At 36.6% G+C, this 12,998-nt stretch carries 10 protein-coding genes; 3 read left to right on the top strand and 7 right to left on the bottom strand.

Translation table 11 applies throughout. The annotated features are described in order from the left end of the window. Nucleotides 1-107: 107 nt before the first annotated feature. Together ACTJIV_RS19515 and hutH are read right to left on the bottom strand one after the other, a co-directional pair. Nucleotides 108-776 carry a flavin reductase family protein gene (locus ACTJIV_RS19515; protein ID WP_440629196.1) on the bottom strand — a complete coding sequence of 223 codons (669 nt, stop codon included), beginning with the start codon at nucleotides 774-776 and terminating at the stop codon, nucleotides 108-110. Between the two features lie 158 nt (nucleotides 777-934). Next, nucleotides 935-2,422, bottom strand: a complete 1,488-nt coding sequence (gene hutH / locus ACTJIV_RS19510; RefSeq protein WP_111960209.1) for a histidine ammonia-lyase — start codon at nucleotides 2,420-2,422, stop codon at nucleotides 935-937. 129 nt (nucleotides 2,423-2,551) lie between these two features. Between hutH and ACTJIV_RS19505 the strand changes: the two genes are divergently transcribed. Both ACTJIV_RS19505 and uvrC read left to right on the top strand, forming a co-directional pair. Then, nucleotides 2,552-3,313, top strand: coding sequence for a hypothetical protein (locus ACTJIV_RS19505; protein WP_440629195.1), 762 nt, complete (start codon nucleotides 2,552-2,554; stop codon nucleotides 3,311-3,313). An 84-nt stretch (nucleotides 3,314-3,397) separates the two neighbouring features. Continuing rightward, the gene (uvrC, locus tag ACTJIV_RS19500; RefSeq protein ID WP_440629194.1) at nucleotides 3,398-5,191 is read left to right on the top strand and encodes an excinuclease ABC subunit UvrC; all 1,794 of its coding nucleotides are present in this window, start codon (nucleotides 3,398-3,400) and stop codon (nucleotides 5,189-5,191) included. Nucleotides 5,192-5,253: 62 nt separating this feature from the next. Here uvrC and ACTJIV_RS19495 read toward each other — a convergent pair whose 3' ends face one another. From ACTJIV_RS19495 to ACTJIV_RS19485, 3 genes are read right to left on the bottom strand one after another with little or no spacing between them, the layout of a single operon-like run. Beyond that, nucleotides 5,254-6,006, bottom strand: a complete 753-nt coding sequence (locus ACTJIV_RS19495; protein WP_440629193.1) for a hypothetical protein — start codon at nucleotides 6,004-6,006, stop codon at nucleotides 5,254-5,256. Between the two features lie 10 nt (nucleotides 6,007-6,016). Further along, nucleotides 6,017-7,099, bottom strand: a complete 1,083-nt coding sequence (locus ACTJIV_RS19490; protein ID WP_111959952.1) for a PorV/PorQ family protein — start codon at nucleotides 7,097-7,099, stop codon at nucleotides 6,017-6,019. Nucleotides 7,100-7,113: 14 nt separating this feature from the next. Next, entirely contained in the window at nucleotides 7,114-7,992 is an 879-nt protein-coding gene (locus ACTJIV_RS19485) for a DMT family transporter (RefSeq protein ID WP_440629192.1), read from the bottom strand. A 393-nt stretch (nucleotides 7,993-8,385) separates the two neighbouring features. Here ACTJIV_RS19485 and ACTJIV_RS19480 point away from each other — a divergent pair, with 393 nt between their 5' ends. Continuing rightward, complete coding sequence (locus ACTJIV_RS19480) at nucleotides 8,386-10,014, top strand: acyl-CoA carboxylase subunit beta (RefSeq protein WP_116014327.1); 1,629 nt, start codon at nucleotides 8,386-8,388, stop codon at nucleotides 10,012-10,014. Between the two features lie 84 nt (nucleotides 10,015-10,098). Here the strand turns inward: ACTJIV_RS19480 and ACTJIV_RS19475 are convergent, their stop codons facing one another. Next, nucleotides 10,099-11,538, bottom strand: a complete 1,440-nt coding sequence (locus ACTJIV_RS19475) for an AAA family ATPase (RefSeq protein ID WP_440629191.1) — start codon at nucleotides 11,536-11,538, stop codon at nucleotides 10,099-10,101. Nucleotides 11,539-11,595: 57 nt separating this feature from the next. Continuing rightward, on the bottom strand, nucleotides 11,596-12,714 hold the full coding sequence (locus ACTJIV_RS19470; RefSeq protein ID WP_111959944.1) for a vWA domain-containing protein: 1,119 nt from the start codon (nucleotides 12,712-12,714) through the stop codon (nucleotides 11,596-11,598). Between the last annotated feature and the right edge of the window lie 284 nt (nucleotides 12,715-12,998).

The following is a 12,998-nucleotide window of genomic DNA, read 5'->3' as shown; positions in this document are numbered from 1 at the left end:
TACGAATTAAATAAATATTTAAAGATTATTATTTCTGTTGATTTTTAAACTTTTACAGACACAACAAATTTAATAAATGATTACCTTATTGAAAACTATCTCCACTTCTATTTACTTTCTTGAATAGAATTAAATTCAGCGGTACGATAAAGTTCTTCCGGGATCTGGGCTAATGTAGACTCATGAAGCTTCATACCAAGTCCATAAAATTGTTGAAAGCTCATGATAAGCGGGCGCCATTTGTCCGGGTCAACCCGGTTAGGAAGGCCGTCCATCAGTATGGATTCTTCCATATGCACCCTTACTATTTTCAGTTCAGCATAGATAATATTTCCGCGCTGGATCTCATTATCCTCTGCCAATAAGTTTACTTTAATAAGACGGGCTTCCATTTGTACCGGACATTCTAATATTCTGGGGGAATTAACCAATGTAGATTCAACAGGCGTCATTCCGGCAATTTCAAATTTTCGGGATTCGTGACGGTATCCTTTACTTTTCTTTCCTTGAGGAACAGGACTAGAACCCGTTGTCAGAGCAAGCTTATTAACCATTCCCACCTGATCTTCTGAAGGAAGATTAATGACACACTCACCGGTTCTCAACAAATTTTCACAGGTTTTAGATACTGCAGAGATACCAATTACGCAACGCCAGCCTAACCAGAAAATGGATGAAATAGGAGCAGCATTGAAACTGCTGTTCTCATTTACTGTTGAAATAAGTATTACCGGGGTACCAAAGTATAAAATAGAAGGTGTACATATCTTATGCATAATCTTATTTTTACAGGCAAAGGTATTTCGTTGACTTAATACAAAAAATCTGTTTCCTGCTGTATTTTAATTGATCTAATCTGCAAAAAAGCGGTTTATGCACTTTATTGAACAAAAAAAGCTTCCATTTCTGGAAGCCTTATATTTCTTAATTCAAATTAATCTACTTTAAATTCTCTGTTATTGATCAGCTCTGCAATCGCCAGCATATCTTTTCCTATCAATCTGTCGTCTTCCAGTTTTTTAACTTTAGAACGGATCACCGCATAGTTTTCTTCAATGATTTTCGAACATTTGGCAGGTCTTCTGAATTCCAGTCCCTGCGCGGCAAACATTAATTCCACAGCTAAAATATTGACCAGGTTTCCTAGCACCTGATTGAATTTTCTACCGGAAATACTTCCCATAGAAACGTGGTCTTCCTGTCCTAAGCTTGTCGGAATAGAATCTGCTGATGCCGGGAAGCATAATGTTTTATTTTCTGTAACCAAAGCTGCTGAAGTATACTGAGGAATCATAAATCCTGAATTCAGTCCAGAGCTTTCTGTCAGTAATCTTGGCAGTCCATATTTCCCTTCTAATAATAAATAGCTTCTTCTATCTGAAATATTTCCTAATTCGGCAGCAGCCAACGTAGCATAATCTAATGGAAGAGCCATCAGCTGTCCGTGGAAGTTTCCTCCGGAAATAGACTCTTCAGCACTTAGGACGATCGGGTTATCCGTTACCGAATTCAGCTCTGTTTCAGCCATCAGCTTAAGATGTTCAAAAGCATTTCTGCTGGCACCGTGCACCTGTGGCACACATCTCATGGAATAAGGATCCTGAACTCTTTCACAGTCCTCATGAGCTTTCATGTTTTCAGAACCTTTTAAAAACTTAACCATTCTGGCTGCTACTTTTTTGCTTCCCTCAAAAGGTCTGATGTCATGAAGTTCTTTTTTGAATGGGCTTTCAGAGCCTCTATACGCCTCAATACTCATTGCGGCAGTCATATCCGCTAAGTTTAATAAGTATTCGAATTTTTCTAACCCTTTAATAGCGTGGGCCAGAATAAACTGAGTTCCGTTGATCAGTCCTAAGCCTTCTTTCGGACCTAAAGCTAGTGGCTCAAGACCATGTCTGTCTAAAACTTCCATCGTTTCGAAAATCTGATCTCCTTCCCAAACCTGCCCCAATCCAAGTAATGGTAACACAAGATGGGCAAGAGGAGCTAAATCTCCTGAAGCCCCTACGGAACCCTGCTCAGGTACTACGGGAATGATATCTTTTTCAAGCATCAGGATCAGTCTTTCAATCACTTCCAGAGAAACCCCTGAAAATCCTTTGGACAATGCATGTACTTTAGCAATGATCATGATTTTGGAAAATTCCTTGTCGATAGGCTTTCCTACTCCTACTGCGTGAGAAATGATAAGGTTATATTGCAGCTGAGCCGTTTCGTCAGCTGATATCTTAGTATCACAAAGAGGTCCAAAACCTGTATTGATCCCATAGACACATCTATCGGATTCTACTATTTTCTGAACATTTTTCTGGGATTTTAGGATCTGTTCTTTAGCTACTTTATTAAGTTTAGCTTTATTTGGCTTTTTACAGATTTCCAAGACATCATGGAAAGTAAAAACATCTACACCGTATATCATTTCTAAAAATTTCCTTAAAATTACACATTTAACCATAATTGGAAAAGCTAAATTTTATCGTCTCATATTTTTCTGATTATTGGTAGATTATTTTGCTATTTTTACTGCCGAAATTAAAAACAATAATACATGAAACTGAAAACTCTACTCCTTGCTGTATGTGTAGCAAGCACAACAGCTTTCGCCCAGAAAGTAAAATATTCTAAAGAAGAAAGAAAAGAAATGAATCGTTACCTGTTTAACGAAGGTTTCAATACTGCATCTGATAAAAAAGTTTCTACTATCATTTTAAAAGACAATACTGAATACCAGGGTTACAGTAAATCATGGGAAAAACAGAGGGGACAGATTCTTTCCATTACAATTGAAGATGTTGATACGGGAAAGCCCATGAAATTTGCAGCGGCAGATATTGCTGAAATGTATTTGTATGCGACAGAGATGGAAAAATCTATGAAAGCAGGTAAGTTTATTTCAAACATGAGAAATTACAGCACTAAAAAATACAATAAATCTGTAACCAATGATGCAATCCCATATGAAAACCAGATTGTTTCTTTAAAAAACAAGAAAGAGCCCAAAGCTTTTTTAATGCAGGTTATTAATCCTGAGTTTAATGAACTTATTACAGTTTATCATGATCCGTTTGCTTCAGAAACCATATCTACAGGTTTTGGTGGTGCTCCTGCATTTGGCGGCAGTGTCATAAAATCTTATTATATAAAAAAGGGGGACAAAGTGATGTGGCTTCATAAAGATGATTTTGAAGATCACTACGATTTCCTGTTTGGAGACAATGCCGAGTTTATGAAAAAATATCCTAAAAATTCTGTAGAATGGGATTATCTAAGCTTTTTGATCTATCAATATACTGAAATGAACCACGGATAAAATACTTTGAACAATAAAATAGGCCTGTAGAGTCATCTGCAGGTTTTCTTTTTTAAATAGGGAAAGTTTCCTTAATTTTGTTATATGAATCCTTCTTTAGAATTACAGCTCAAAACTTTACCATCAGAACCAGGCGTTTATCGTTATTATGATAAAAACGACCAATTACTGTATGTAGGAAAGGCCAAAAATTTAAAGAAAAGGGTTCTTTCCTACTTCAACAAGAATCTCCCGGGTTACCGCATCAAAATAATGGTAGGAAAGATTGTAAGGCTTGAAACAACAATTGTCAACAGTGAATATGATGCCCTTTTACTTGAAAACAACCTGATCAAGGAACACCGTCCTTTTTATAATGTATTATTGAAGGATGATAAAACGTATCCGTGGATCTGTATTAAAAATGAAAGTTTCCCAAGGATATTCCTCACAAGAAATGTAATCAAAGACGGATCTGAATATTATGGGCCTTATGCTAAGGTGCGTCCTGCAAAGATTTTACTGGATACCATTAAACATATTTACAAGCTAAGAACATGTAATCTTAATCTTTCACCTGCTAAAATTGCAGAAGGAAAATACAAAGTCTGCCTGGAATATCATATTAAAAACTGTGAGGGACCTTGCGAAGATCTGGAAAGCAAAGAGGATTATGATGAAAAAATCGATGCCATCCGCGGAATTATCAAAGGGGATTTCCGGAAAGCAAAAGAGTATCTGGTGAATCAGATGATGAAAATGGCTTCCAATCTTAAGTTTGAAGAGGCACAGATCATTAAGGAAAGGCTGGATATTCTGGAAGATTATCAGGCCAAAAACACGGTCGTGAATCCAAATATTGACGATGTGGATGTTTTTGGAATGATCAGCGATGAAGCTGCCGCTTATGTGAATTTTTTCAAGATCAGAAACGGAAATATCATTCAGAGTTTTACCACGGAGATCAAAAAGATCCTTGAGGAAACGGATGAAGATATCATGGAAGAAGCTTTGATCGAAATCCGCCAGAAGTTTAGCTCGGATTCTAAAGAAGTATTGTTACCATTCCATCTTTCTGTAGAAATCCCGAATGTAAAATTGATCGTTCCAAAAGTAGGTGATAAAAAAAGGATTGTAGAACTTTCGGAGAAAAATGCGAAAGAATACCGTTTAGAAAAATTAAAGCAGGTCCAGATTATAGATCCGGAAAGGCATACAAACAGAATCATGTCCGAAATGCAGAAGCTGCTTCGAATGCCAGTGGAGCCACGACATATTGAAGGTTTTGATAACTCAAATATCCAGGGAACGAACCCTGTTTCAGCATGTGTTGTTTTTAAAGACGGAAAACCAAGTAAGGCTGACTACAGAATTTTCCATCCGAAAACAGTAGAAGGAGCCAATGACTTTGCTACGATGGAAGAAGTTATCTACCGCCGCTATAAAAGAATGCTGGATGAAGGGGAAAACCTGCCGCAACTGATTCTTATAGATGGAGGAAAAGGTCAGCTTTCCTCCGCCGTAAAAAGTTTAAAATTATTAGGTCTTTACGGCAAAATCACGATTGTAGGGATCGCAAAAAGGCTTGAGGAGATCTTCTTTCCTGAAGATTCTATTCCTTTATATCTGGATAAAAAATCGGAAACATTAAAGATTCTGCAGCGGGTAAGAGACGAAGCGCACCGTTTCGGGGTAAAGCATCACAGAACGAGAAGAAAAAATTCTACCATCAAATCTGAGCTGGAAGAGATTCCGGGCGTAGGAGAAAAAACGATTGAGCTTTTGCTTTCCAAACTGAAATCTGTAAAACGGATCAAAGAATCGAACCTGGAAACTTTGGAAGAGATTCTTGGGAAAAGTAAAGCAAAGGTAATCTGGGAGTTTTTCAACAGCCATTAGGAAATAAAAAATCCTTAATTCTAATTGAATTAAGGATCATTATTATGTTATTTTATAATCTGTTATTTTGCTGAAAATACTTCCTTAAAAAATTCTCCGTTAGATTGCGGTATATCAATCACTATATTTCCGTTTTCATAATATCCGATAGTATAAGTTCCATCCGAAAGTTTTACTCTAAACACATCTCTTTTTGAAGTAGTTTTAAAAACAGCAAATGGCACAGAACTTCCTCCGTCTGCCAGGATAAACTGATTGGTATCTACCTGGATTTTCTGAAGGTTTACCTTACCGTTAGTATATTTCCCGGATTTATTTTCTGTAACAGGTGCAGATGAACTCTCTTCACTTTTTGTCACAACATTTTCTTTTGGGCTTTCCTTTATAACCTGAAGAGTTGCCACAGGATTTGAAGCTGGAAGTGAAACCAGAGACAGTTTAAGAGCATCCTGATAGCCTTCTTTATATTCTTTAATGTTCGAACTTCCTTTTGATGAAAATAATACCTTTCCATTACAATCCTTGAACTCAAGCTCTACTTTATTTCTTAGAAAACTGCTTTTATTAAGTATGTTGCCTGTAGCAAAGCTGCAAGAGCTTTTCTCTATTTCCGAAGGCCACTGGCTTTTACCTTCCTGGACAACCGTATATCCTTTTGATTTTAGAGCCTTTGCTAAAGAATCATCAAGACCATAGGATTCTTTCTCGAAATCTTTAAAGGTCTGAGGAATAGAAATATATTTATAGTCAGAAACTTTCTGCCCGAAAACAGCAGTTACTGCCAGCATAAATGTAAGTATTGACGTCTTTTTCATTGTTTTAAATTTAATCATTTCTGAATGCTCCCATATCTAATTTAAGCGAGAAAAAATTAGAATAGAAATTAGATCCTCCGATCCCTGAATTGGTGATTGCATAATCCAGTGTAAGTCCTCTATATCTTATTCCAAGACCGGCACTCGGCTGGAAAGAAACTTTTCTTTTCAGGTCTTCAATATCGGTAATGGATTGGAACCTGTTTATCCCAAGTCTTACAAAGATCATTTTCTGATACCCAAGTTCTGCCCCTGCATAAGGTGTTATACTTGCAAAATCTGTAGATATCAAAGCTGCTGTTTTAGCAAAATCGACATTGATTCCAGCTTCCGGCAATACATACACGCTGCTGTTGATATTGAATATTTTACTTGCCCCAACGTTCAGCTTAGGCATGGTAAGCTCCATTTTATCTTTAGGTGCCGGGTTGAACTCTTCACCGTTTACTACAGTTGAAAGTTCTCCCTGATTGATGCTCCAGAAGTTTACCGTAGTGGTTGCATCACGCAGCATTCCTCCGAATTTCCATCCGTTGTCAGCCTTATAAATAGCCCCGATATCAAAACCAAAACCATAACCGCTTGCAAATTTACCTACATTCCTGTAAACAATTTTAGCATTTACTCCCACATCCAGCTTAGGATTGCCTGCCGGATTGAAAGCATAAGAAAGAATAGCCGCATAATCAGACTGTGAAAATTTGGTGATTTTATCATAGTCGATATTACCTTCGGCATCGATCATTTGAGTTGTGTTCAGGATATTGTCTACTCCCAATCGTACTATTGACACTCCAAATACTCCTTCTTCCAGGACTTTTGCGTACGCCAGATAGTCATACTTCGCAATAGATTCAAAATATTCTGCGTGCATTGCTGCTCCCTGCCAGTCTTTCTCAATAGCCATTAAACCGGCCGGGTTCCACATCGGTGAATACACATCATCCTGGTTGGAAATTACAGCCCCACCCATGGCAAGCCCTCTTGCCCCGGCTCCGATATTCAAAAATTCATTGGAGTATTTTCTTATAATCTGAGACTGGGACAGCCCAAACAGTAGTGAAAATGCAAGTAAAAAGTATTTTTTCATCATATAAAATTTGATGCTTAGTTAAAGTTTTTTTGTTTTCTGGCTTTTATTAATCCATTTACAATGATAGCCAATATCATAACGCCTGATGCTGCATAAAATATAGGACTCATTTCTTCTGATTCTCCAAAGATAAAAAAAGCTAGTATAATTCCGTAGACAGGTTCTAAATTAACTGTTAAAATTAGAGTAAAAGGCGAAATATACTTCATAAGCTTCACCGATTCCAGCATTGGAAAAGCTGTAAAAACACTTGCCAATAAGCATATTAACGCCAGATCTCTGTAGTTTATTTCATTCATCTGAAAAATCTGTCCTGTAAACATATAAAATACAGTCAGAACAAACCATCCACAAAAAATTTCATAGAATATAATATTTCCTGAACTTGTTTTTCCAAACATTTTACCGTTAAAAACAGAGAAAATGGTACCGAATACTGCACAGAGAATCCCATAGATGATACCTTCTTTAAAATGAAACTCGGTTTTAAAAATTAATAATATGCAGGCAACTATTACTACGCCCATTACAACTTCTGATATATCAATCTTTCTTTTAAAAATAACTGGCTCCAATATGGAAGCAAATAAGGTAGAAAGTGACAGGCAGCTTAATGCTATAGAAACATTGGATACTTTAATGGAATAAAAAAAACAATACCAGTGAAGTGCCATAGCACAACCTATTCCGGCAAGCTGAAAAAATATTTTTCTGGATACCTTGATACTTTCCTTTTTATAAACCCTGATAAAGACAAATAAAAACACAGCTGCAAACAGCATTCTGTAAAATACAAGGATCTGCGCATTAGCATGAATCAGTTTTCCTAAAATTGCAGTGAACCCCCATAAAAAAACAATTAAATGCAGCCTGAAAAGTGCTAATTTTTGCATATTCTGAATTGTGTAAATTTTTAACAGGCAAATTTACAAATAGCTTTTAGAAATACTGATAAAAAGATAAATTAAGTCAAAGAAAATTCAGAAAATGTAAAATTGAATTCATCTGCACATAATATGGCATAAAAAACCCTGAAAATTTGTTCAACGTTCAGGGCCTTCAAATAATAAACTATTAAAAAAATAAACTAGGAACTTAGAGTAATTAACAAGGAATATCATTCCTTTTACTCTGTAGTAAAGTTAGAAAAAATATCAGTAATTTAAAAATATTTTTTTGTTAAAAATTTCACAATTTTCTGAGAACCAATATATTAAACACCTGTTTTACTTCAAACGCCATTCATTATAAAAATAGTATCTTTAGCCGTAAAAAATTAAAATTTTATGGACCTTGAATTTAATAAACGGGAAGATCAAAATAGATTAAAATTATCTGATATCAATCAATTGCTCGCTGAAATAAAAAAGGGAGGCGGTGAAAAGAGGCTTCAAAAGCTTCGCGATGAGGGAAAAATGACAGCAAGAGAAAGAATTGAATATCTTCTCGACAAAGGTTCAGATTCCATAGAGATCGGTGCATTTGCCGGCTACGAAATGTATGAGGAACATGGCGGATGCCCTGGTGGTGGAGTTGTAGTCGTAATGGGATATGTCTCAGGAAGACAATGTCTTGTTGTTGCTAATGATGCTTCTGTAAAAGCCGGTGCCTGGTTTCCTATTACCGGAAAAAAGAATCTAAGAGCACAGGAAATTGCGATGGAAAATAAGCTTCCTATCATTTATCTTGTAGATTCAGCAGGAGTGTACCTTCCTATGCAGGATGAGATTTTTCCTGATAAAGAACATTTCGGCCGAATTTTCAGAAACAATGCTAAAATGAGCGCTATGGGAATTATCCAGATCTCGGCTGTTATGGGCAGTTGTGTGGCTGGAGGTGCCTATCTTCCTATTATGAGTGATGAAGCGATGATTGTTGATAAAACAGGCTCTATATTCCTTGCCGGAAGTTATCTGGTAAAAGCTGCTATCGGGGAAAGCATTGATAATGAAACCCTTGGTGGAGCGACTACACACTGTTCAATTTCAGGCGTTACAGATTATAAAGCTAAAGATGATAAAGATGCCTTAGACAGGATTAAAACTATCATGAAATCTATTGGAACTTATGAAAAAGCAGGATTTGATAGAATAGAAAGTTTCCCGCCAAAGGAAAATCCTGATAATATTTTTGGAATTGTTCCCGTTTCAAGAACAGAGCAGTATGATACATACGAAATCATTAAATGTTTGGTTGACAATTCAGAATATGATGAGTATAAGCCGGACTATGGAAAAAGCATCATTTGTGCCACAGCCAGGATTGATGGTTGGTCTGTAGGAATTGTAGCCAACCAGAGAAAGCTTGTAAAAAGCGGTAAAGGTGAAATGCAGTTCGGTGGTGTTATTTATTCGGATTCTGCCGATAAATCAACGAGGTTTATTGCCAACTGTAACCAGAGAAAAATTCCTTTAGTTTTTCTTCAGGATGTGACAGGATTTATGGTGGGTTCAAAGTCTGAACATGGAGGTATTATTAAAGATGGTGCTAAAATGGTCAATGCCGTTTCGAATTCTGTAGTTCCTAAGTTCACAATTATTACAGGAAACTCATACGGAGCCGGAAATTATGCAATGTGTGGTAAAGCCTATGATCCTAGATTAATAGTAGCATGGCCTTGGGCAGATCTCGCTGTAATGGGTGGGTCTCAGGCCGCAAAAGTTTTAGTTCAAATCCAGGAATCTACTTTAAAGAAGCAAGGTAAAGAGATTACCGAAGAAGAGCATAATGAGATTTTAAATACTATTACAAAAAGATATCAAAAGCAGACAGAAGCTACCTATGCTGCAGCAAGACTTTGGACAGATGCAATCATCAATCCTACAGATACAAGAAAATGGATTTCTATGGGTATTGAAGCTGCCAATCATTCCCCTATTACAGAGAAATTCAACCTGGGAGTTATCCAGGTTTGATCATATTGATTTTCCTAAAAATAAAAAAGATGTGGAATTGATTTTCCACATCTTTTGTTTTTATCCTGTTGAAATTTTTGAATTCTAAGAAAAGAACACTCCCGTTCTGAATCTCTCTTTATTCAGTTTTTTATTAACTGCCAGCCCCCAAAGAATAAATTCTTTTAAGAATAAAATATCTTCTGGTAACGTATCCGGTTGATATTTTTCAATGATCTGGTCAAGAGGAGCAATTCTGTTAAGAGATTTTGCATAGACTTCATCCGAAGATTCGTCAGTAATTTCCAAAGAGCCGTCGTCTTCCAAAAACCAATCCGTAATCTGACTAAACGGTCCATCAATACTCTTTTTTTCCAGCTTTTCCACTTTCGGAAAATAAAATGCAAATAAAGTTCTGATCGCATTATCAATTAATAGCTGGGCAACTGCTTCCGCACCTTCCTGTTCGCCTTCATATACCAACTCCACTTTCCCTGTAATCGCAGGAATTACACCTACAAAATCACTTAATCTTACAGACGTTGTTTCATCACCCGTTAATAAAGATCTGCGTTCTGCAGTACTCAATAGATTTTCAAAAGCAGTGATACTCATACGGGCGCTCACTCCGCTTTTTGAATCTACAAATTCGCTGTCACGAGCCTCAAAGCCAATCTGCTCCAAAAGATCTTTCGCCAAAGAAGGAACATATACTCCATCTTTCTGACGTCCGTCTAAGCTGGATTCATGCCTTGTAATTTCCCTTGCAATATTGATATTTTCAGGATAATGTGTCAAAATCTGCGATCCGATACGGTCTTTCAGCGGAGTCACAATACTTCCTCTGTTTGTATAATCTTCAGGATTCGCTGTGAAAACAAACTGAATATCCAAAGGCATTCTCACCTTAAATCCACGAATCTGTACGTCTCCTTCCTGTAAAATATTAAACAAAGAAACCTGTATTCTCGCCTGAAGATCCGGCAATTCATTGATGACAAAAATACAACGGTTCGCACGCGGAATCATTCCAAAATGAATCACACGGTCGTCTGCATAAGAAAGTTTCAGATTGGCAGCTTTAATAGGATCAACATCACCGATCAGGTCGGCAACAGTCACGTCCGGAGTTGCCAGTTTTTCGAAAAATCTTTCATCGCGGTGAAGCCATTCTATCGGAGTATTATCGCCTTCTGCTTCAATTAACTCTTTTGCAAAGCGAGAAATTGGGTTGAATGGATCGTCATTTATTTCACTTCCTGCAACGAAAGGGATCCATTCGTCCAACAATGAAGTCATCATTCTTGCCAGCCTGGTTTTTGCCTGACCTCTTAATCCTAATAAATTAATATTATGCCGGCTTAGAATGGCATGCTCCAATTGAGGAATAACCGTATTTTCATATCCGAAAATCCCTTCAAATACAGATTCTTTATTGCGAATTTTACTTTTTAAATTATCTCTTAATTCGTCTTTAATATTTTTTGATAGGTATCCTGATGCTCTTAGTGAGCCTAGTGTTTTTATAGTTGGCTTTTCAGTCATTTTATTTAAAATCTGATTTATTAACTTCTTGAAATATATCTTTATGAATAAAGAATTTTAGCGGATTCTTTTCTTACGGTTAGTTTCATAATCTTCAAAAATCATGTGCCCTAATCCATTAAGCCCTGTATAAAAAGCTTTCCCTTGATTGGCTTCTGTAAATTCACTCACAAATTGCTGTAAATAGGGATCCTGCGCAATCATAAAAGTAGTAATCGGAATATGCAGTCTTCTGGCCTGAGACGCCATATTATAACATTTCTGAACAACATATTCATCTAGACCATAAGAATTCATGTAGTATGTACCATCCGGCTGACGAACGCAACTTGGTTTCCCGTCAGTAATCATGAAAATCTGTTTATTGGTATTTCTTTTTCTGCGTAAAATGTCCATCGCCAGTTGAAGTCCTGCAACCGTATTTGTATGGTAAGGCCCAACCTGCAAATAAGGCAACTCCTGAATTTTAACAGGCCATGCATCGTCTCCAAAAACGATAATATCCAAAGTATCTTTCGGATAACGTGTTGTAATAAGTTCTGCAAGCGCCATAGCCACTTTTTTGGCTGGAGTGATACGGTCTTCCCCATATAAAATCATACTGTGGCTGATGTCGATCATCAAAACCGTACTCATCTGAGATTGGTGAATACTGTCTTCAACAATTAAATCATCTTCAGTAAGATGAAAATCTCCGATTCCGTTATTGATCTGGGCATTCTTAAGACTTTCGGTAATAGAAATTTTTTCTACCGGATCTCCAAAGTTATAACTACGAAATTCCCCTGTTGTATCTTCTCCCGTTCCGCTTTTATTGGTTTTATGATTTCCATTGCCACTTTTTCCAAGGTTCCCGAATATTTGATTAAGCGCTTGTTTACGAATATTTTGTTCCATTTTTGCGCTCAGGCGAATTCCATTTCCACCATTAGGATCAACTTCTTCACGGATATATCCTTTCTTTTTAAGATCTTCAATAAAATCGTCAATAGTGTATTCCGGAGTAGTAAGTTGGTATTCTTCATCCAACATTCGAAGCCAGTCAATCGCTTCATCAAAATCTCCCGAGGTATGGGTTAACAAATCTGTAAAAATTTCCAGCAGCCGATCAAATACAGATAACTCTGGTGCCTTGTAAGTTTCAAATCTGAACCCTCTCACAATATGCTCTTTCATGAAATAAAGTTACAACATAAATAAAAGGCCTTTAAGAGATTTAATCTATTTTAATCTTTATGAATAAAAATAATCTTGATTAATATTTAGAATAAATGGGGATAAATAAGGTAAATTACAGATTACACAGATTTCTACAGAGGTTGTAGATAGAATTTATTGCTTATTTAAAGATAATTGGTATTTTTTGGTTGATAGGTATAAACAAAAAAAAGTCTCATACAAACTGTGTTGTATGAGACTTTTAATAAAAACTGGCGGCGGCCTACTCTCCCGCTTTCGCA

The organism is Chryseobacterium sp. 22532, assembly GCF_052044665.1.
GTDB lineage: Bacteria > Bacteroidota > Bacteroidia > Flavobacteriales > Weeksellaceae > Chryseobacterium > Chryseobacterium lathyri.
The sequence above is the reverse complement of the archived record's forward strand: the minus strand, read 5'-3'. Positions and strand labels throughout refer to the sequence as shown.